Genomic DNA, 19,664 nt, shown 5'->3' on the forward strand with positions numbered 1-19,664 from the left:
CTGCGAGCGTAATGCGGAAGGACGGATGCCTATGCGGAGACGTCGGAGCGTCTGATCCTCAGCACGGCGTCGACCAGAGTGATATCAGAGCCATCCCGCCAGACTGCGGACCGGTCTACGAGAGCGCTCGTCTCCGTGGTCCATCCGTCGGCGAGCTCCAGTGAGGCGAGCACCTCGTCTGGCGTGGGCAGCGGCGGCCCGCCGTGCTGTTCGTGACTGAGCTTCGCGCCGGGAGGAGGGGCGCCGTGCCCGACGACGAGCAGCCGCCCGCCCGGTGCGACAGCGGATGCCGCGCGCCGGAGCACCTCCTCGCGGGGAAGCTCGACGGGGGAGTGCAGGAACGCGGAGGCGACCAGGTCGAAGCTCGATGTCGGCCGCCAGGTGGAGAGGTCGGCGTGGACCCAGGCGATGCGGTCGGCAAGACCCTTCCGCTCTGCTTCCGCCGCGCCGACCGCCAGCGCCGTCGTCGAGATGTCGATCGCCGTCACGCTCCACCCGTGCGCGGCGAGCCACAGCGCATCACCGCCCTCGCCGCAGCCGAGCTCGAGCGCCGTTCCCGGCGTGAGCGCCGCGACCTCGTGCTCGACGGCGGCGTTGACCCGCCCGCTCCACACCTGACCGCTCTCGTCGCGACTCGATCGGTAGCGCTCTTCCCAGAACTCGGCCGGATCGGATGCCGCCATCGCGGAATGCTCCGCCCCCCTCACCGTGCGACTCCCTTCGCGGCGACTCGCTCCGCCGCTGCGGCGACGTCGAGCGCGACCAGTTCACCGTTGACAGCGAGAGCGGCGGTGGCCGCGGAACCGGCGGCGAGGGGTACGAGCGCGGCGGGATTCGCGCTGTTGCCGACAGCCCAGACTCCTTCGATGGTCGTCCGGCCCAGAGCGTCGACCGCGGTCCAGGGCCCGAAGGGCGTATCGATACGGTCGGCGCCGAGCTGACGCAGTGGCTCGTCGAGCGCGACGAGAGTGGGCTCAGCGAAGATCACATCGACGGTCGCGATCGATCCATCGTCGAGGCCGAGACCGGCGAGCTCACCGGCTTCGCTGACGACGTGCGTGACGACGCGACTCTCCACGCGCATGCCGCGCTCCTCGAGCACGAGCCTTTCCTCTTCGGGGATCGACCCCACGAGACCGGTGAACACCGTGACGTCGCTCGAGTACGACCGCAGCATGTGTGCCTTGTGCAGCCCGGCGACCGAGCCGACGAGCACGCCGATGCCGCGTCCCGTCGCCTCGTACCCGTCGCAGTAGGGGCATGCGACGACCCCGCGACCCCAGTGATCGGCAAGCCCCGGGATGTCGGGCAGCCGGTCGCGGGCTCCGGTGGCCACGATGAGGCGGCGAGCGGTGGCGTGCGCGCCCGATTCCGTGATGACCTCGAAACCATCGGCGATCGCGCGTGCCGTCGAGACGCGTGCGTCGACGATCACACCGTCCACGGCGCGGACCTCCCGGTAGCCGTCGGCGACGAGGTCGAGCGGCGAGTAGCCGTCGCGACTCAGGACGCCGTGCATGTGCGGTGCGAACCGGTTGCGCGGCTGCTGGGCATCGAGGACCAGTACCCGGCGCCGCGCTCGGGCCAGGATGAGCGCGGCACTGAGACCGGCGGCACCGCCGCCGATGATGATGACGTCCCAGTGCTCGGCGGAGATCGCGGAGCTCGACGGCTCGAGAGGGGGATGGGAGGGGGAGATGGTGTCGTCTGTCATGTCCCCAGCCTGGACACCTGCTACAGTTTCAGCAAATATCAGTGCCGAATCGGCAAGAAAGGTTCATCGTGTCCGAGGACTCGCTCGCCCTCATCGGTCCGCGCCTGAAGAGCTGGCGCGAGAAGCGCAGCATGACACTGACGGAGCTCTCCGCCCTCACCTCGATCTCGCCGAGCACGCTCTCCCGTCTGGAGGCGGGCAAGCGGGCGCCGAACCTCGAGCTGCTGGTGCCGATCGCGCGGGCGCTCGGTCTCGGACTCGACGACATCGTGCCGCGCGCCGTGCCCGATCCCCGGGTGTCGCGCACGACCAGGGATGTCGGCGGCATCCGCTACGAGTCCCTCTCCCCGGCATCGAGTCCGGTGCAGACCTACAAGGTCACTTTCCCTGCGCATCCGGTCGGCATCGCCGCGGTGCCGCAGCCCAAGGTGCACGACGGTCAGGAGTGGCTCTACGTCATGTCGGGCCGGCTCCGCCTGGTGCTCGGTGACCAGGACGTGACACTCGGGCCGGGGGAGGCGGCGGAGTTCGACACCCGCGTGCCGCACTGGCTGTCATCCGCCGGTCCGGGGCCGACCGAGATCCTGTCGATCTTCAGCAAAGAGGGCAAGCGCATCCATCTGCGAGCGCGACCCGCCGGCTCCTGACACACAGAAGGCCCCGCCGTAGGGCGGGGGCCTTCTCATGTCTGCGGTCGGGTCAGCGCCCGGCGCCTTCGAGCGATCCCGTGGTCTGACCTGCCGGGTCCACGATGACGCACTGCAGGATGCGATCGTCGCCCTGCTCCCACGATTTCTTCGTCGGAGTGATCGTCGTCACATCGAAGGCGGAGTCCGCGTACGCGACGCCGATGAAGGACGTGTACGCGTCACCGATGCAGTCTTCGGAGGCGGCGTTGATGGCGTCTTCCGAGAACTCGCCGTCCTCCATGATGATCTCGTGATAGATCTCCTGGTCGTGCGGGTCGGTGCAGGGCACGACGTTGGCGTCCGTGAGCGTCCCGGTTCCGGTGTCGAGCATGCAGTCGCCCACCTTGACCGAGAAGACATCGACATTCGCGCTCTCGGTGACCTGCCCGGTCTCCTCGTCGCGGTCGGCGTCTCCCGAACCGCTGCCGAGAATGCTGTTGATGGCGCTGCATCCGCTCAGCGCGATGGAGAGCGCCACCGCGGTACCTGCGAGCATCAGCGCGCGTCGATTGCGCATCTTCATCATGATTGTCTTCCCCTCGAGAACGGTCCGATGGCGCAGATATGCCGATATTCCGCATGCGCTCACTCACGCTATCCGGCACGGATTCTGTGACGCAACTCCGAGGATGCTGTGATCGCGCTGGGAACGGCTCAGCCCTCGAGGTCGTCGACGCCCGGCATCCAGCTGACGCCCGCACGGCCCCATCCGCGCTTGCGCGCGATCTTCTGTACGGTCTTCCAGTCGCCGTCGGAGAGGCGATCGACGTACAGGATGCCGTCGAGGTGGTCGAACTCGTGCTGCATGATCCGCGCACGCCATCCGTCGACGTCGATCGTGACCGGACGCCCTTCGAGGTCGGTCGCGGTGAGGTGCACGCGCTCCGAGCGACGCAGCGGGAACCGCTCGCCGGGGAAGGACAGGCACCCTTCGGATTCGAGATCGGGGTCGGGGTCGCCGGGCTCGATCGGCGCGATCCACAGCACCGGATTGATGAGCACGCCGCGCCACGGCTGATCGTCGTCGTCCACGTACGCATACGTGTAGATGCGGAGCGGCACGCCGACCTGGGGTGCCGCGAGCCCGACTCCCGGAGCCGCATCCATCGTCTCGAACATGTCGGCGACGAGTGTGCGGATGTCGTCTGAGATCTCTTCGACAGGAGAGGCGGGGGAGTGAAGAACGGGGTCGCCCATGATGCGAATCGGAAGTACAGCCACGTCACAACCCTACTGTGCAGGGCACGGCAGGTAGGGTCTTAGTGTGACTGCTGGGGTGTGGACGAATACGGCTGAAGAGGTCGGCGATCAGCTCGTCGGCGCCTTCCAGAATCCGGGATTGCTGCTCGGCATCCCGCTCGCCCTCGCCGGCGCGGTCTTCATGTCGCTCGGCGCGCAGTACCAGCACCGCGGCGTCGAGAAGGTCGAGCGCCTGAGCGGATCCGACGGCACGTCGGGGCTCACCGGCGGCCAGCTCAAGGCTCTGCTGACCCGGCCCTCGTGGATCGCCGGCACGCTCATGCTGGCACTCGCGATCGTCTGTCAGCTCGCGGCGCTGGTGAAGGCGCCGCTCATCGTCGTGCAGCCGCTCGGCGCGATCGCCCTGGTCATCACGACGCTCCTGAACGCCCGCATCTCGGGTCACTCGCCGACACGGAAATCCATTACCGCGATCATCTGCTGCGTGGGTGGCATCTTCCTCTTCGTGTTCTTCGCTGCCATCTTCGCCACCGAGAAAGAGGTCACCGAGCGCGAGCTCTTCGTGATCCTCGCGCTCCTCCTGGTCGTCATCATCATCCTCGGCGCCTGCTGGCTGGTTCTTCGTCACCGCATGCGGGCGCTCTTCTACGTGATCGGTGCGGGAATCCTCTACGGCTTCGTCGCGACGCTCGCCAAGGTGGTCATCAAGCGCATCGAAGCCGGCCAGTTCGAGTGGATCACGGGGATCTGCGTCGTCGCGTTGCTCGCCGCTGCCGGCGTCGGCGCATACTTCGTGCAGACGGCCTACAGCTCGGGTCCGCCCGACCTCGTCATCGCGGGCCTCACAGTGGTCGATCCCCTGATCGCTGTGCTGATCGGCATCATCGTGCTGGGCGAGGCTGCTGCTGCGCCGTGGTGGGTCTTCATCATCTTCGCCATCGCCGGCGCCATCGCCGTCTGGGGAGTCGTCAACCTCGCCCGCTATCACCCGCAGGTGATCAGCGACAGTCAGGATCTGCCGTTCGTGCGCGGAAGCGATTCGTCGGCCGCCTCGTCTGACGAACCGGACAACCGCACCTCGTCCTGATTCGGCGGTCGAGTACGCCGGATCGGGTCAGTACGCCTGATCGATCAGGTCGGGCGACACCTCGGAGGCGGCGGACTCGTCGACGAAGAACACCGTGCGTTTGCGGCCCTTCGCACCGGCGACCGGCACGCTCGAATAACTGGCGCCGGCGAGAGCAAGCCCGAGAGCCGACGCCTTGTCGGCGCCGGTCAGCACGAGCCAGACCCGCTTGGACGAGTTCAGCACCGGACGCGTCAGCGTCACGCGCTCGGGCGGCGGCTTGGGGGAGTTGCGCACGGGAAGAGCCGCGGCATCCGTCACCGTCACCTCTTCACGGTCGGGGAACAGCGAGGCGATGTGCCCGTCGGGACCGACCCCGAGGAAGCAGACGGCGAACGACGGCCAGGGGTGTTCATCCGTGCCGTACCGGGCCAGCTCGGCAGCGTACGCCGCGGCCGACTCGTCGAGAGACAGACCGCTGTCGGAAGCGGCCGCCTCGTGCACGTTCTCTTCCGGGACCGGGATGTGATCCAGCAGTGCGCGGCGGGACTGCAGCGCGTTCCGATCGGCGTCGTCACGCGGGACGTATCGCTCGTCGCCCCACCAGAAGTGCACCAGGGACCAATCGATCTCCTCGATGCGCGGATCTTCCGCTGCCGTTCGCAGAACCGCGCCGCCCATCGAACCGCCGGTCAGGGCGATATGGGCGATGCGACCGTTCCTCGTGCGGGCCCGGACGCGCGTGAGGAACCGGTCGGCGACGCGGGTGGCGACGGCGGCAGGCGTGGCTTCCACCACGACCCGCTTCTCTGCGGACGATACCTGCATCGACTTCACTCTCCAGTCTCGGGCGGACCCAGCTTCTCCCAGCCCTCCGTGATCACTCGACCGTACAGGACATCAGGGTCGAGGCGACGCAGCTCCTCCGCGAGGCATTCGCGGAGCGTCCGGCGCGGCAGATGCAGGTCGTGATTCGGCTGATCCGGCTGGGTCAGCACGGCGACGCCGGGCGTCGGCCGCTCCAGCACGATGTCGCCGGCCTCGCGCGTGAGGCGGACTGACTTGATGCCCTCCTGCCAGCGTTCGGGGTCCTCGTACGACCAGCGCACAGGCACCTCGAGGGCCATCTGGAGCCAGGCGGCGAGCAGAGCCGTCGACGGAGAGGCTGCCGCTCCGCGGACCTCGACCTCGGTGATGGGCTCGTACGGCGGCTGGTCGAGGACGGCGGCGAGCTGTTCGCGCCAGTGCGTGAGGCGCGTCCACGCGAGGTCGGTGTCGCCCGGGGCGTGCGTGCGGCCGAGGAGTGCGAGCCGATCGCGCACATCGGGCGCGGTGGCGGCATCCGTGATCCGTCGCTGCGCGATCTTCCCGAGCGGAGACGTCGCCGGGGACTCGGGGGCCTCTTCGGGCCACCACGCGACGACGGGAGCGTCGGGGAGGAGGAGCCCGGTGAGCAGGCTCTCCTCGTTGCTGGCCGCGTCACCGAAGGCGCGGAGGACGACGACCTCGCTCGCGCCGGCGTCGCCACCCACGCGGATCTGTGCGTCGAGGCGGGACTCGCCGTCACCCGTGGTGAGGACGATGACGCGCATCGGGTGCTCGCGGGAGGCGTCGTTCGCGGCGTCGATGGCGGCCTCGGCGACGCCGTTGCGCGCCGAGATGACCAGCGTCAGCACGCGACCGAGTGCGACGGCGCCGCCGTCTTCGCGCACCTTGACGAGCTGCTTCGCGACCTGGCTGACGGTCGTGTCGGGAAGGTCGATGATCACGGGCGTCTCCAGACTCGTCCGTCGCGGGCCAGCAGGTCATCGGCGGATGCCGGTCCCCACGAGCCCGGAGCGTACTGCTCGACCGGGCCGCCGACGGCAGCCCAGTACTTCTCCACGGGGTCGAGGATCTTCCAGGAGAGCTCGACCTCCTCGTGCCGCGGGAACAGCGGCGGGTCGCCCAGGAGGACGTCGAGGATGAGGCGCTCGTAGGCCTCGGGGCTGGCCTCGGTGAAGGCGTGGCCGTAGCCGAAGTCCATCGTGACGTCGCGCACATTCGATCCGCTGCCCGGCACCTTGGAGCCGAAGCGGATCGTGACGCCCTCGTCGGGCTGCACGCGGATGACCAGCGCGTTCTGACCGAGCTCGGAGGCGTTGCCGCGACCGAAGAGGTGCTGCGGGGCCCGGTTGAACACCACCGCGATCTCGGTGACCCGGCGGCCGAGGCGCTTGCCCGTGCGCAGGTAGAACGGCACCCCCGACCAGCGGCGCGTGTCGATCTCGAGCTTGATGGCCGCGTAGGTCTCGGTCGTCGACTCGGGATTCATCCCGTCCTCGGCGAGGAAGCCGGTGACCTGCTCGCCGCCCTGCCAGCCGCCGTCGTACTGACCGCGGGCGGTGGCGAGGGAAAGGTCCTCCGGCACGTGCACGGCCGCGAGGACCTTCTCCTTCTCGGCGCGCAGGTGCTCGGCGGAGAGACTGATCGGCTCTTCCATCGCGGTGAGCGCCAGCAGCTGGAGCAGGTGGTTCTGGATCACGTCGCGTGCCGCACCGATGCCGTCGTAGTAGCCGGCGCGGCCGCCCACTCCGATGTCCTCGGCCATCGTGATCTGCACGTGGTCGACGTAGTTGCGGTTCCAGATCGGCTCGTACAGCTCGTTGGCGAAGCGGAGCGCGAGGATGTTCTGCACCGTCTCCTTGCCGAGGTAGTGGTCGATGCGGAAGATCGAGTCGGCGGGGAACGCCACCTCGAGCGCGGCGTTGAGCGCACGAGCGGACTCGAGGTCGTGGCCGAACGGCTTCTCGATGACGACACGACGCCAGTTCTCGTCGTCGTCGGCATCCTCCCCGACGAGTCCTGACTCCTTCAGCTGCTTCGCGACGAGCGGGAAGTCCTTCGGCGGGATCGAGAGGTAGTAGGCGTGGTTTCCCATCGTCCCGCGTTCCACGTCGAGCTTCTCGACCGTCTCGCGGAGCTTGCGGAACGAATCGGGATTGTCGAACTCGCCCGAGACGAACCGGATGCCCTGCAGCAGCTGGGTCCAGGTCTCCTCGCGGAACGGCGTGCGCGCGTGCTGCTTGACGGCATCGTAGACGACCTGGGCGAAGTCCTGGTCCTCCCAGTCGCGACGGGCGAAGCCGACGAGGGCGAACCCCGGCGGCAGCAGCCCGCGGTTGGCGAGGTCGTACACGGCGGGCATCAACTTCTTGCGTGACAGGTCGCCGGTGACCCCGAAGATCACGAGGGCGCTGGGCCCCGCGATCCGGTTGAGGCGGCGATCATCGGGGTCACGCAGCGGGTTGTGCCCGCGCGAGATGGGAACAGACATCGGTGGGGGATTCTCCTGCTGTTACTTCTGAGCGGCTTCGAAGAGGGCGAGCACGTCGTCGGAGGACTCGGTGATCGTCAGCGAGACGACGGGTCGGCCGTGCTCCGCGAGAACGTTCGCGTCGCCGGCGGCCTGCGCCTGGATGAGCTGACCGAAGGTGAACGGCCGCTCCGGGATCTCGAGATCCACATCGGTGCGCTCGAGGATCTGCAGGAACACACCCTGGGCCGGTCCGCCCTTGTGGTACTGACCGGTCGAGTGCAGGAACCGGGGTCCCCAGCCGAAGGTCGTCGGACGACCCGAGTCCGCCGCGACGAGCTCGCGCAGACCCTGGAGCTGCGGAACCTCGAGGCGGTTGACGTACGCCTGGATCGACACGTAGCCGTCGGCCGGAAGCTGCGCCCAGAGAGCATCGAGCACGCCCTCGACCGTGCCGGAGGCGGCGAGGGCCGGGTCCGAGACACGCACTTCGACACCGTTCTCGGTGAACGCCGGAGTGGTGGGCTCCGGACGGGCGTCGAGCAGTCCGCGGGCGGCGATCTTGGCCGACTCGACGTCGGGCTGATCGAACGGGTTGATGCGGAGGAGGTGACCCGCGATCGCCGTGGCGTACTCCCACACGATCAGCTGCGCGCCGAGCGTTCCGCTGACGAGTATCTCGCCCTCGTGGCGCTCGTGCAGGTGGAACTCGTTGGCGTCGTCGACGAGGCGGACGATCTGCAGATCGGCGGGCTTCGAGTCGAGCTCGGGGGAGACGGGGAGCAGGACGACCGGAAGGATGCCGGTGCCGTCCTTGCCCGTGGACTCCGCGATGAGCTGCTCGATCCAGTCGGGCAGGCCGTTGATGTGCGTGCCGTCGGTGATCAGGCCGAGCTTGTCGCGGCGCGGATTCGTCGCCGCGATCGCGGCACCCAGGCGGAGCGCGGGGTTCTCGGCGGAGTCGACGGCGACCTCGAGCAGCGAGGCCTCGGCCTCGTTCAGCAGCTCGTCGATGTCGACGCCCGCGAGACCGGACGGCACGAGGCCGAACGCCGTGAGGGCCGAATAGCGACCGCCGACGTTCGGGTCGGCGTTGAAGACGCGGTAGCCGGCTTCGCGCGCGGAGGCGTCGAGCGGTGACCCGGGATCGGTGACCACGACGATGCGCTCGGTGGGGTCGATGCCCAGATCGCGGAAGGCGGCCTCGAACGTGCGGCGCTGCGAGTCGGTCTCGACCGTGGAGCCGGACTTCGACGACACGACCAGGGCGGTGTCCGTGAGGCCCTCGTCGAGAGCAGCCAGCACCTGACCGGGAGCGGTCGAGTCGAGGATCGTGAGCGGCACGCCGGCCGTCTGCGCGATGACCTCGGGAGCCAGCGACGATCCGCCCATGCCGGCGAGCACGACGCGGGTGACGCCCTTGGCGTGCAGCTCGGAGCGGAGTGCGGTGATCTCGGCCACGAGCGGGCGCGAGATCGAGACGGCTTCGACCCATCCGAGACGGACGGCCGCCTCGGCCTCGGCCGCTTCGCCCCAGAGCGTCGGGTCGCCGCTCGTGATGCGCGAGGCGACGAGATCGTGAACGAGGCTGGGCACCGTCTCGTCGATCGCGGCGCGCGCGGCACCGGAGGTGTGGATCGAGAAGGTCATCGCTGGCCCTCCAGGGCCTCGGCGACCTGGGTCAGCAGGTCGTGCCACGAGTCGATGAACTTCGATACGCCCTCGTCTTCGAGCACCTGGGTGACGTCGTCGAAGTCGACGCCGACATCGGCGAGACCGGCGAAGACGGCACGGGCCTCTTCATATCCGCCCGTGATCGTGTCGCCGGTGACGACGCCGTGGTCGAAGGTCGCCTCGAGCGTCTTCTCCGGCATCGTGTTGACGACGCCCTGGGCGACGAGCTCCGTGACGTAGAGGGTGTCGGGCAGAGCCGGGTCCTTGACGCCGGTCGACGCCCACAGCGGGCGCTGCACGTTCGCACCGGCATCCAGCAGCGCCTTCGCACGATCGCCGGCGAAGCTCTGCTCGAAGAGCTCGTATGCCAGTCGCGCGTTCGCGAGGCCCGCCTTGCTCTTCAGTGCCTCAGCGGCGTCCGTTCCGATGGCCGTGAGGCGCTTGTCGGTCTCGGTGTCGACGCGCGAGACGAAGAACGACGCGACGGATTCGATCGTCGACAGGTCGATGCCTGCGGCCTTGGCCGTCTCGAGTCCGGTGAGGTACGCGTCGATGACGGCGGCGTAGCGCTCCAGGCTGAAGATGAGGGTCACGTTGACGCTGATTCCGGCGCCGATGGCTTCTGCGATGGCGGGCAGGCCGGCCTTCGTCGCGGGGATCTTGACCAGGAGATTCGGACGGTCGATCTTCGCCCAGAGCTCCTTGGCCTGCGCGACGGTGCCTGCCGTGTCGTGCGCGAGGTCGGGGGAGACCTCGATCGACACGCGGCCGTCGACGTGACCGGACTTCTCCCACACGGGACGGAAGATGTCGAGAGCGGCGCCGACGTCCTGCGTGGTGGCGGCGAAGACCGCCTCCTCCGCGCTGGCACCGGACGCAGCGAGCTCGGTGACCTGCGCGTCGTACGAGGTGTCGTTCTTGTCGGTGATCGCGTTCGCGAAGATCGTCGGGTTCGTGGTGACGCCCACGACGTTGCGCGATTCGATCAGCTCGGCGAGGTTGCCGGAGGAGATGCGGGTGCGGGACAGATCGTCGAGCCAGATGCTGACACCTGCGGCGGCGAGCTCTGCGGTGGGGGTGCTCATGCGTTCTCCTTGGTGCTGTGTGCGGCGATGGTCTCGCGAGCGGCCGCGATGACGGCCTCGGTGGTGATGCCGAACTTCTCGAACAGGGTCTTGTAGTCGGCGGATGCGCCGAAGTGGTCGATGCCGACCGAGCGTCCGCGATCGCCGACGATTCCGCGCCAGCTGAGCACGGAGCCCGCCTCGACCGAGACACGCGCGGTGACGGATGCCGGCAGGACGCTCTCGCGGTACGCCTCGTCCTGCTCGTCGAACCACTCGAGCGACGGGGCCGACACGACGCGGACGTTCACGCCTTCGGCTGCGAGCGCCTCGCGGGCGTTCACCGCGAGCTGGACCTCGGAGCCGGTGGCGATGATGATCACGTCGGGCGTGCCGTTCGGAGCCTCGGCCAGGACGTACGCGCCCTTGACCGCGCCTGTGGCAGCAGCGAACTCGTCGCCGGATGCCGCGCCCTCGCCGCGCTCGAACACCGGGATGTTCTGGCGGGTCAGTGCGATGCCCGTCGGGCCCGCCTGGCGCCGGAGGATCTCGAGCCAGGTGACGGACGTCTCGTTGGCGTCTGCGGGACGCACCACCGCGAAGTTCGGGATGGCGCGGAGCGTGGCGAGCTGCTCGACCGGCTGGTGGGTCGGGCCGTCCTCGCCGAGCGCCACCGAGTCGTGCGTCCAGACGAAGATGCTCGGCACGTTCATCAGAGCGGCAAGACGCACCGAGGGGCGCATGTAGTCGCTGAAGATCAGGAAGGTGCCGCCGAAGGCGCGGGTCTTGCCGTGCAGGACGATGCCGTTGACGATCGCGCCCATCGCGTGCTCGCGGATGCCGAAGTGCAGCACGCGGCCGTAGGGGTTGCCGGACCACTCGTGCGTGGACCACTCGGCGGGGATGAAGGACGGAGCGTCCTTGATCGTGGTGAGGTTCGACTCGGCGAGGTCGGCCGAACCGCCCCAGAGCTCGGGGAGCTCGGCGGCGAGGGCGTTGATGACCTGGCCGGATGCTGCGCGGGTCGAGACCTCCTTGCCGCCCTCGAACACGGGGAGTGCGGCGTCGATGTCGACCGGCAGCTCACCTGCCTCGAGGCGGTCGAGCAGGGCCTTGCGCTCCGGGTTCGCTGCGGCCCACGCGTCGAAGGACTCCTGCCAGGCGGCGCGCGCCTCGGCGGCGCGGTCGGCGAGGGCGCGGGTGTGGGCGATCACGTCGTCGGCGACGGCGAAGGTCTGCTCGGGGTCGAAGCCGAGCACCTTCTTGGTCGCCGCCAGCTCATCGGCGCCGAGAGCGGAGCCGTGGATCTTGCCGGAGTTCTGCTTGCCGGGCGACGGCCAGCCGATGATGGTCTTGAGGATGATGAGCGACGGCCTGTCGGTCTCACCCTTCGCGGCCTCGATCGCGGCGTAGAGCTCGGCGACGTCCTCGACGTACTCGCCGGACTTCTTCCAGTCGACGACCTGCACCTGCCAGCCGTACGCCTCGTACCGCTTGGCGACGTCTTCGGTGAAGGCGACGTTGGTGTCGTCCTCGATCGAGATCTGGTTGGAGTCGTAGATCGCGATGAGGTTGCCGAGCTGCTGGTGACCGGCCAGCGAGGAGGCCTCGCTGGTGACGCCCTCCTGCAGGTCGCCGTCGCCGGCGATCACGTAGACGAAGTGGTCGAACGGGCTCGTGCCCGCGGCGGCATCCGGATCGAACAGGCCGCGCTCGTATCGGGCGGCGTACGCGAAGCCCACGGCGGAGGCGAGTCCCTGGCCGAGCGGGCCGGTGGTGATCTCGACGCCCTTGGTGTGGCCGTACTCCGGGTGGCCCGGAGTGAGGGAGCCCCACGTACGCAGCGCCTTGAGGTCATCGAGCTCGAGACCGAACCCGCCGAGGTAGAGCTCGACGTACTGCGTGAGGGAGGAGTGACCGACCGACAGGATGAAGCGGTCGCGGCCGAGCCAGTCGACGTCGTTCGGGTCGTGGCGGAGCACACGCTGGTACAGGAGATACGCGGCCGGAGCCAGGCTCATCGCGGTGCCGGGGTGGCCGTTGCCGACCTTCTCCACAGCATCCGCCGCCAGGATCCGTGCGGTGTCCACCGCACGCCGATCGATCTCATCCCACTGCAATTCCGACACGGTGAAGCCCTTCTCAGACGGTTCGAGAGCACCCGGGACGCAGAATCGCGGTCCGCAACTTTACGGAAGAGGTGGATGAGCGCCGGGCGCGCGAGTGATTTCAGCATAGCCCCGTGGGTCGTCCCGTTACCCCTTTTTACGGTGCTTCACATCGCCCGGAGAGCAGGTGTGAGAAGGCCCGCGACGAAGGCTCGGGGTGGGGTGCCATAGACTGGAAGGGCTGTCGTGACGCGTGCGGAGGAGGCGATCGAAATCTCGACGATGTCTGATCAGACCGTTGTGAGGAAACCCCTCGGTCGCACGGTGAAGGCGTATATCGCCCTCACCAAGCCTCGCGTCCTCGAGCTGCTGCTGGTGTCGACCGTTCCGGTGATGTTCCTCGCGCAGGGCGGGCTCCCGAACCTGTGGCTCGTGCTCGCCACCGTCGTCGGTGGCTCCCTGAGTGCCGGTTCGGCGGCGGCGTTCAACATGTATCTCGACCGCGACATCGACGCCCATATGCACCGCACCGAGAAGCGGCCGCTGGTGACGGGTGAGGTCACTCCGCGCGGGGCGCTCATCTTCTCGTGGACGCTCGCGATCACGTCGACGGTCTGGCTCTTGCTGACCACGAACTGGCTGGCGGCGACGCTGTCGGCCGTCGCCATCTTCTTCTACGTCGTCATCTACACGATGATCCTCAAGCGGCGCACCGAGCAGAACATCATCTGGGGCGGCATCGCCGGATGCTTCCCGGTGCTCATCGGCTGGTCCGCCGTCACCGGTTCGCTCGACTGGCCGGCCTTCATCCTGTTCCTGCTCGTGTTCCTCTGGACGCCGCCGCACTACTGGCCGCTGTCGATGAAGTACAAGGGCGACTACGATGACGTCGACGTTCCGATGCTCGGCGTCACCCGCAACGCCTCCCAGGTCGGTCTCCAGGTCATCCTGTACGCGTGGGCCACGGTGGCGTGCTCGCTGCTGCTGGTACCGATCGCCGGAATGGGCGTCGTCTACACGGTCTCGGCGCTGGTGTTCGGCGGCTGGTTCATCTACGAGTCGCACCGCCTCTACAACCGGGCCGTTCACGGTACCGAGGCGCGGCCGATGCGCGTGTTCCACGCCTCGATCACCTACTTGACGTTGATCTTCGTCGCGGTCGCACTCGACCCGCTGCTCCCGTTCTGATCGCCACAGGAGAACGACGAAGCGGCGCCGATCTCTCGACGCCGCTCCGTGTGAGTCCGATCAGCGGGTGACCGCCGGTGCGGATTCGATGGTCTCCGCGTCGTCCGTCTTCTTCTGCTCGGAGTCGGGCGTGACGCCGTCAGCGACCTCGTCAGCAGCATCCGTCGCCGGAGCCGCCTCGGCCGGGGTGGGCGTCGCCTCCGGCTCGGCCGACCAGTCGATGGCCTCGACGTCGGAAGTAGCGGGGGAGCGCACGAGCGACCGTGCCGCGACGAGGCCGAGCGCCAGCAGGATGCCGATGATGCCGGCCGCGAGCACTCCCGCCCCCACGACGACGAGCGACTGCCCGACGTAGACCTCGACGCCGGTGGCCGTGCCATCGAGCAGAGTGGTTGTCATCGTGCCGATCTGGCTGGAGATGAGCCAGCCGCCGACCGCCGTGGTGACGAGGGACACGACCAGGAGGAGCCAGAATCCGATGCTTCGTGAGAGTGAGGTGTTCATACGGCTCACCCTTGCCGACGGGCTGATGAGACGTCGATGCGGACGCTATGGATCGGCTGTGCCCGTCAGCGGTCAGCGAGCGCCGAGCTCTCGGCCGGCACGGTGCGCTTCAGGTGCAGCACGACGACCGTGTACGCGGCGGCCGACAGTGAGGCGAGCACCATGTGGATGCCGACGAGCAGCGGGGGGAGCCCCTCGCGCGCCTGCCAGACTCCGACGCCCACCTGCACCGCGATCGCGATGACGAGGACCAGCAGCCAGCGACGCGGGGGCAGACGCAGCGCCCAGGCGGCGATGGTCAGTGCCAGCACGAGTCCGGCGAGGATGTAGCCCGGCCAGGAGTGCACGTGCGCGAGCACGGTGGCGTCGAATCCGCGTCGGAACACCTCGGCGTCGCCGGAGTGCGGTCCTGAGCCCGTGGTCAGGACCCCGAACACGATCGTGACGGCGAGGGCGAGCCCGGTGAGGTGACTCAGCGCGGCGAACCACGCGGGCACGGCGCGCTCACGCGGTCCGGGGGCCGCGTACAGACGCACGAGGAAGGCGGCGGTCACGCAGACGAGCAGCAGCGACGACGTGTAGTGGAAGCCGACGATGTACGGGTTGAGGCCGGTGAGCACGGTGATGCCGCCGACGAATGCCTGGGCCACGACTCCGACGAGGGTGATCCACGCGAGAATGAGGAGGTCGCGACGCTCGGTGGTCTTCCGCACCGAGGACACGGCGGCGGCGATGACGACGAGCAGCAGCACCGCAACCGCGACGGGGAATGCGAGGTCCTTGGACAGGGGCCGGACGATGGAGAAGGCGACAGCGGCCGCGGCGATACCGCCTGCGGCGAACCAGAGCGAGGAGACCAGCGCCCGGCGTCCGCCGATGCGCTGGAGAACGAGCAGCACGACCGCGATCGCGATGAGCCCTACGACGCCGGTCATCAGCCGGTTGCCGAACTCGATGACGCCGTGGATGCCCTGCTCCGGCGTCGGCACGAGCGACTCCGGCGTGCACAGCGGCCATTCCGAGCATCCGAGTCCCGAGCCGGTGAGGCGCACGGCGCCGCCGGTTCCGATGATGATCGTCTCCGCCAGGAACGAGAGCCACGCCAGGATGCGGATGGCACGTCCCCACTCGGCCGGTCGCTGCGGTGCCCGGCTCCGGTCGCCGCCGCCGGTGGTCGCGGGGGCGGCGGGCATCTTCGTGTCGGGCATGGGTCCTCCGGACCGCGGCTGACTCGGCGGGCACGGCCCGGTTGTCAGGCGAAACCTGTAGAATCGGATTGTTGCGATGAGCGCTGACAGCGCTGAAGCATCGACAACAGTTTAGGCGCGATGAATGCGCCGGTGATGAGGGCCCACCAACGGCACACACTCCCGCAGACTCGACGGGGATCAGGTGTGCCGGGGCGGATGACACCGTTTCGGGACCTGTTGAGGAGAGTGTGAGATGTCGGATGTGCTGATCGACCGCCCAGAGCTGGACAGCCTGGGGGTGTACGAATTCGGCTGGCACGATGAAGATGCCGCCGGAGCCATTGCGAAACGCGGAATCTCCGAGGACGTCGTGCGCGGCATCTCGGCCCTCAAGAACGAGCCGGAATGGATGCTGAAGACCCGTCTCAAGGGTTACCAGCTCTTCGGCAAGAAGCCGATGCCGACCTGGGGCGCCGACCTCAGCGCGATCGACTTCGACAACATCAAGTACTTCGTCCGCTCCACCGAGAAGCAGGCGCAGACCTGGGAAGACCTCCCGGTCGAGATCCGCGAGACCTACGAACGCCTCGGCATCCCTGAAGCGGAGCGTCAGCGTCTCGTGTCCGGTGTCGCCGCGCAGTACGAGTCCGAGGTGGTCTACCACCAGATCCGCGAGGACCTCGAGCAGCAGGGTGTCATCTTCATGGACACCGACACCGCCCTGCGCGAGCACCCGGAGATCTTCCAGGAGTATTTCGGCACCGTCATCCCCGCCGGTGACAACAAGTTCGCGGCCCTCAACACCGCCGTGTGGTCGGGCGGTTCCTTCGTCTACGTCCCCAAGGGCGTGCACGTCGAGATCCCGCTGCAGGCGTACTTCCGCATCAACACCGAGAACATGGGCCAGTTCGAGCGGACCCTGATCATCGCCGACGAAGACAGCTACATCCACTACATCGAGGGCTGCACGGCTCCGATCTACAAGTCGGACTCGCTGCACTCGGCCGTGGTCGAGATCATCGTGAAGAAGAACGCCCGCGTGCGCTACACGACGATCCAGAACTGGTCGAACAACGTGTACAATCTCGTCACCAAGCGCGCCGTCGCCCACGAGGGCGCGACCATGGAGTGGGTCGACGGCAACATCGGCTCCAAGGTGACGATGAAGTACCCCTCCATCTATCTGATGGGCGAGCACGCCAAGGGCGAGACGCTGTCCGTCGCCTTCGCCGGTCCCGGCCAGCACCAGGACGCCGGCGCGAAGATGATCCACATGGCGCCCTACACGCAGTCGTCGATCGTCTCCAAGTCGATCGCCCGAGGCGGCGGTCGCGCCGGATACCGCGGTGAGGTCAGGGTGGATGCCAACGCGCACCACTCCGCGAACACCGTGCGGTGCGACGCGCTGCTGGTCGACACGAAGTCGCGCTCCGACACGTACCCCTCGATCGACATCCGCGTCGACGACGTGCAGCTCGGACACGAGGCCACCGTCTCGAAGGTCAGCGAAGAGCAGCTGTTCTACCTGCAGTCCCGCGGTATGCCGGAGGACGAGGCGATGGCGATGATCGTGCGCGGCTTCATCGAGCCGATCGCCCGCGAGTTGCCGATGGAGTACGCGATGGAGTTGAACAAGCTCATCGAGATGGGCATGGAAGGCAGTGTCGGCTAGATGACGGCTCAGGCTACGGCGTCCGCAGGGACGCAGGATACGAACGCGCACATCGACCCGGCAGCCCAGGTCGCCGCCGCGGGCTTCGTGCCGGTGCAGACCCGCTCCGAGCGGCCGCATTCCTTCGAACCGTCCGACTTCGGTGCTCCGAACGGTCGAGAGGTCAACTGGAAGCACACGCCCGTCGCGAAGCTCACCGGGCTCTTCGCCGTCGCACCGTCGAACGACGGTGTCCGGTACGAGTTCAGCTCGGGAGAGCAGTACGTCTCAGCTCCCCTCGTAGCCGGCGACACCCCCCGCGGCGAGGTCTTCCTCGCCGAGGACGTCACGGCGGCCGTCGCATGGCAGGGTTCCCCTGAGGCACTGCACGTGCGCATCCCGCGCGAGGAGGAGGTCGCCGAGCCGATCTTCGTCTCGATCACCGGTCTCGGCGCGGATCGTCGTGCCGACGCGCACATCGTGATCGAGGCGCTCGAGCACAGCTCCGCCACGATCGTGCTCCAGCACACCGGGTCCGCGCAGTACGCGCAGAACGTCGAGATCATCGTGCGCGACGGCGCGACGCTCACCGTGATCAGCCTGCAGCAGTGGCAGGATGACGCCGTTCACGCCGCGGCCCACCAGGCCAGGGTCGGCGCGGATGCGACTCTGAAGCACTTCGTCGTCAGCTTCGGCGGCGGCGTCGTGCGGGTGAACCCGAACGTCGAGCTCGCGGGCGCGGGTTCCGAGGGGTACCTCTACGGCCTGTCGTATGCGGATGCCGGGCAGCACCTCGAGAGTCAGGTCTACCTGCACCACAAGGGCCCGCACACCAAGGGTGACGTGCTCTACAAGGGCGCGCTGCAGGGTCAGGGCGCGCACAGCGTCTGGATCGGCGATGTGCTGATCGGCGCGAATGCCAACGGCACCGACTCGTACGAGGCGAACCGCAACCTGGTGCTCACCGAAGGCGCACGCGCCGACTCGATCCCGAACCTCGAGATCGAGACGGGCGACATCCTTGGCGCCGGCCACGCGAGCGCCACCGGACGCTTCGACGACGAGCAGCTGTTCTACCTGCAGGCTCGCGGCATCAGTGAGGAGGAGGCGCGTCGACTCGTCGTGCTCGGCTTCCTCACCGACATCGTGCAACGCCTCGGCATCCCCGCCCTCGAAGCGGAGCTGCTGGACGCCATCGAGACCGAGCTCGCGGCGGTGAACTCGTGACCGCCGAGCGCGTGTGCGGCGTGGCCGACCTCGAACAGGACATGCCCCTGCGGGTCGACCCCGCCGGTGTGCCCATCACCGTCATCAAGGACGCCGACGGCGTCATCCACGCCATCGGCGACACCTGCACGCACGGCGAGATCTCGCTGTCCGAGGGATTCGTCGAAGACGGTGCAGTGGAGTGCTGGGCTCACGGCTCCGCATTCTCGCTGACCACCGGCGTGCCCCAGAACCTCCCCGCTTATGAGCCCGTCCCGGTCTACGTCGTCGAGATCGACGGCGATGACGTGCTCATCGACCCGACCGTGACGAAGGAAGTCTGAATGTCTGTTCTCGAGATCCGCGACCTGTTTGTGACGGTCGAGACCGAGTCGGGGACCACCCCGATCCTCAACGGAATCACCCTCACCATGAACACCGGTGAGACCCACGCGATCATGGGCCCCAACGGCTCCGGCAAGTCGACACTCGCGTACACGATCGCGGGTCACCCGAAGTACACCGTGACCTCCGGCTCCATCACGTTCGACGGCGAAGACGTCCTCGCGATGAGCGTCGACGAGCGTGCCCGCGCCGGCCTGTTCCTCGCGATGCAGTACCCGGTCGAGATTCCGGGTGTCACCGTGACGAACTTCCTCCGCACGGCCAAGACGGCTCTCGACGGCGAGGCGCCGGCGATCCGCGGCTGGACCAAGGACGTCAAGGCCGCCATGTCGAATCTCCGCATGGACCCGAAGTTCGCGCAGCGCAACGTCAACGAGGGCTTCTCGGGCGGCGAGAAGAAGCGCCACGAGATCCTGCAGCTCGAGGTGCTGAAGCCGAAGTTCGCGATCCTCGACGAGACCGACTCCGGCCTCGACGTCGACGCGCTGAAGATCGTGTCCGAGGGCGTCAACCGTGCGAAGGAGAACACCGGGCTCGGTGTCCTCCTCATCACGCACTACACGCGCATCCTCCGGTACATCCGTCCCGACTTCGTGCACGTCATCGTCAGCGGGAAGATCGTCGAAGAGGGTGGACCCGAGCTCGCCGACCGGCTCGAGGACGAGGGATACGACCGTTTCCTCGACCCCGCGGCCCCCATCGAGGCGTAG

General features: G+C 68.1%; 19 protein-coding genes. 7 read left to right on the forward strand and 12 right to left on the reverse strand.

Annotated elements, in window-relative coordinates:
- Positions 1-29 precede the first annotated feature (29 nt).
- Both RS85_RS03095 and RS85_RS03100 read right to left on the reverse strand, forming a co-directional pair.
- Entirely contained in the window at positions 30-683 is a 654-nt protein-coding gene (locus RS85_RS03095; RefSeq protein ID WP_046011959.1) for an SAM-dependent methyltransferase, read from the reverse strand.
- A 20-nt stretch (positions 684-703) separates the two neighbouring features.
- Positions 704-1,714 carry an NAD(P)/FAD-dependent oxidoreductase gene (locus RS85_RS03100; RefSeq protein ID WP_046011960.1) on the reverse strand — a complete coding sequence of 337 codons (1,011 nt, stop codon included), beginning with the start codon at positions 1,712-1,714 and terminating at the stop codon, positions 704-706.
- A 68-nt stretch (positions 1,715-1,782) separates the two neighbouring features.
- Between RS85_RS03100 and RS85_RS03105 the strand changes: the two genes are divergently transcribed.
- A complete protein-coding gene (locus RS85_RS03105) occupies positions 1,783-2,361 on the forward strand; it encodes a helix-turn-helix domain-containing protein (protein ID WP_235282314.1) in 579 nt (192 codons plus the stop codon).
- A gap of 52 nt (positions 2,362-2,413) precedes the next feature.
- Here RS85_RS03105 and RS85_RS03110 read toward each other — a convergent pair whose 3' ends face one another.
- Positions 2,414-2,920: a septum formation family protein gene (locus tag RS85_RS03110; RefSeq protein ID WP_235282315.1), complete on the reverse strand. Its 507-nt coding sequence runs from the start codon at positions 2,918-2,920 to the stop codon at positions 2,414-2,416.
- 137 nt (positions 2,921-3,057) lie between these two features.
- Positions 3,058-3,624 (reverse strand): peptide deformylase, encoded by a 567-nt coding sequence (def, locus tag RS85_RS03115; RefSeq protein ID WP_082087458.1) that lies wholly within the window; start codon positions 3,622-3,624, stop codon positions 3,058-3,060.
- Positions 3,625-3,667: 43 nt separating this feature from the next.
- Between def and RS85_RS03120 the strand changes: the two genes are divergently transcribed.
- The gene (locus RS85_RS03120; protein WP_235282316.1) at positions 3,668-4,690 is read left to right on the forward strand and encodes a DMT family transporter; all 1,023 of its coding nucleotides are present in this window, start codon (positions 3,668-3,670) and stop codon (positions 4,688-4,690) included.
- A 27-nt stretch (positions 4,691-4,717) separates the two neighbouring features.
- Here the strand turns inward: RS85_RS03120 and pgl are convergent, their stop codons facing one another.
- The 6 genes from pgl to tkt are packed head-to-tail and all read right to left on the reverse strand — an operon-like array spanning position 4,718 to position 12,831.
- Positions 4,718-5,497: a 6-phosphogluconolactonase gene (pgl, locus tag RS85_RS03125; protein WP_046012002.1), complete on the reverse strand. Its 780-nt coding sequence runs from the start codon at positions 5,495-5,497 to the stop codon at positions 4,718-4,720.
- A 5-nt stretch (positions 5,498-5,502) separates the two neighbouring features.
- Positions 5,503-6,438: a glucose-6-phosphate dehydrogenase assembly protein OpcA gene (locus tag RS85_RS03130; protein WP_046011964.1), complete on the reverse strand. Its 936-nt coding sequence runs from the start codon at positions 6,436-6,438 to the stop codon at positions 5,503-5,505.
- A complete protein-coding gene (gene zwf, locus RS85_RS03135; protein WP_046011965.1) occupies positions 6,435-7,985 on the reverse strand; it encodes a glucose-6-phosphate dehydrogenase in 1,551 nt (516 codons plus the stop codon). Before zwf ends, RS85_RS03130 begins: the two co-directional genes overlap by 4 nt.
- A gap of 21 nt (positions 7,986-8,006) precedes the next feature.
- Positions 8,007-9,614 (reverse strand): glucose-6-phosphate isomerase, encoded by a 1,608-nt coding sequence (locus RS85_RS03140; protein WP_046011966.1) that lies wholly within the window; start codon positions 9,612-9,614, stop codon positions 8,007-8,009.
- The gene (gene tal / locus RS85_RS03145; protein ID WP_046011967.1) at positions 9,611-10,723 is read right to left on the reverse strand and encodes a transaldolase; all 1,113 of its coding nucleotides are present in this window, start codon (positions 10,721-10,723) and stop codon (positions 9,611-9,613) included. Before tal ends, RS85_RS03140 begins: the two co-directional genes overlap by 4 nt.
- Positions 10,720-12,831 carry a transketolase gene (gene tkt, locus RS85_RS03150; protein WP_046011968.1) on the reverse strand — a complete coding sequence of 704 codons (2,112 nt, stop codon included), beginning with the start codon at positions 12,829-12,831 and terminating at the stop codon, positions 10,720-10,722. The genes tal and tkt overlap by 4 nt, the downstream gene beginning before the upstream one ends.
- Before the next feature lie 252 nt (positions 12,832-13,083).
- On the opposite strand from tkt, the gene RS85_RS03155 reads away from it, so the two are divergent.
- Positions 13,084-13,998, forward strand: coding sequence for a heme o synthase (locus RS85_RS03155; protein ID WP_442921921.1), 915 nt, complete (start codon positions 13,084-13,086; stop codon positions 13,996-13,998).
- Between the two features lie 60 nt (positions 13,999-14,058).
- Here the strand turns inward: RS85_RS03155 and RS85_RS03160 are convergent, their stop codons facing one another.
- Positions 14,059-14,502: a hypothetical protein gene (locus tag RS85_RS03160; protein WP_046011969.1), complete on the reverse strand. Its 444-nt coding sequence runs from the start codon at positions 14,500-14,502 to the stop codon at positions 14,059-14,061.
- A 65-nt stretch (positions 14,503-14,567) separates the two neighbouring features.
- On the reverse strand, positions 14,568-15,710 hold the full coding sequence (locus RS85_RS03165) for a COX15/CtaA family protein (protein ID WP_082087460.1): 1,143 nt from the start codon (positions 15,708-15,710) through the stop codon (positions 14,568-14,570).
- A gap of 235 nt (positions 15,711-15,945) precedes the next feature.
- Between RS85_RS03165 and sufB the strand changes: the two genes are divergently transcribed.
- From sufB to sufC, 4 genes are read left to right on the forward strand one after another with little or no spacing between them, the layout of a single operon-like run.
- On the forward strand, positions 15,946-17,364 hold the full coding sequence (gene sufB / locus RS85_RS03170; RefSeq protein WP_046011970.1) for a Fe-S cluster assembly protein SufB: 1,419 nt from the start codon (positions 15,946-15,948) through the stop codon (positions 17,362-17,364).
- Positions 17,365-18,570, forward strand: a complete 1,206-nt coding sequence (gene sufD, locus RS85_RS03175) for a Fe-S cluster assembly protein SufD (RefSeq protein WP_046011971.1) — start codon at positions 17,365-17,367, stop codon at positions 18,568-18,570.
- Positions 18,567-18,893 (forward strand): non-heme iron oxygenase ferredoxin subunit, encoded by a 327-nt coding sequence (locus RS85_RS03180; RefSeq protein WP_046011972.1) that lies wholly within the window; start codon positions 18,567-18,569, stop codon positions 18,891-18,893. The genes sufD and RS85_RS03180 overlap by 4 nt, the downstream gene beginning before the upstream one ends.
- Positions 18,894-19,664 carry a Fe-S cluster assembly ATPase SufC gene (gene sufC, locus RS85_RS03185; RefSeq protein WP_046011973.1) on the forward strand — a complete coding sequence of 257 codons (771 nt, stop codon included), beginning with the start codon at positions 18,894-18,896 and terminating at the stop codon, positions 19,662-19,664.

Source organism: Microbacterium sp. SA39, from assembly GCF_000967865.1.
Lineage (GTDB): Bacteria > Actinomycetota > Actinomycetes > Actinomycetales > Microbacteriaceae > Microbacterium.

Bases quoted from the DNA above. Each gene is read 5' to 3' on its own strand.
- RS85_RS03095 (WP_046011959.1), bottom strand. From the start codon at position 683: ATGGCGGCATCCGATCCGGCCGAGTTCTGGGAAGAGCGCTACCGATCG.
- RS85_RS03100 (WP_046011960.1), bottom strand. From the start codon at position 1,714: ATGACAGACGACACCATCTCCCCCTCCCATCCCCCTCTCGAGCCGTCG.
- RS85_RS03110 (WP_235282315.1), bottom strand. From the start codon at position 2,920: ATGCGCAATCGACGCGCGCTGATGCTCGCAGGTACCGCGGTGGCGCTC.
- pgl (WP_046012002.1), bottom strand. From the start codon at position 5,497: ATGCAGGTATCGTCCGCAGAGAAGCGGGTCGTGGTGGAAGCCACGCCT.
- zwf (WP_046011965.1), bottom strand. From the start codon at position 7,985: ATGTCTGTTCCCATCTCGCGCGGGCACAACCCGCTGCGTGACCCCGAT.
- RS85_RS03140 (WP_046011966.1), bottom strand. From the start codon at position 9,614: ATGACCTTCTCGATCCACACCTCCGGTGCCGCGCGCGCCGCGATCGAC.
- tal (WP_046011967.1), bottom strand. From the start codon at position 10,723: ATGAGCACCCCCACCGCAGAGCTCGCCGCCGCAGGTGTCAGCATCTGG.
- RS85_RS03160 (WP_046011969.1), bottom strand. From the start codon at position 14,502: ATGAACACCTCACTCTCACGAAGCATCGGATTCTGGCTCCTCCTGGTC.
- RS85_RS03165 (WP_082087460.1), bottom strand. From the start codon at position 15,710: ATGCCCGACACGAAGATGCCCGCCGCCCCCGCGACCACCGGCGGCGGC.
- sufB (WP_046011970.1), top strand. From the start codon at position 15,946: ATGTCGGATGTGCTGATCGACCGCCCAGAGCTGGACAGCCTGGGGGTG.
- sufD (WP_046011971.1), top strand. From the start codon at position 17,365: ATGACGGCTCAGGCTACGGCGTCCGCAGGGACGCAGGATACGAACGCG.
- sufC (WP_046011973.1), top strand. From the start codon at position 18,894: ATGTCTGTTCTCGAGATCCGCGACCTGTTTGTGACGGTCGAGACCGAG.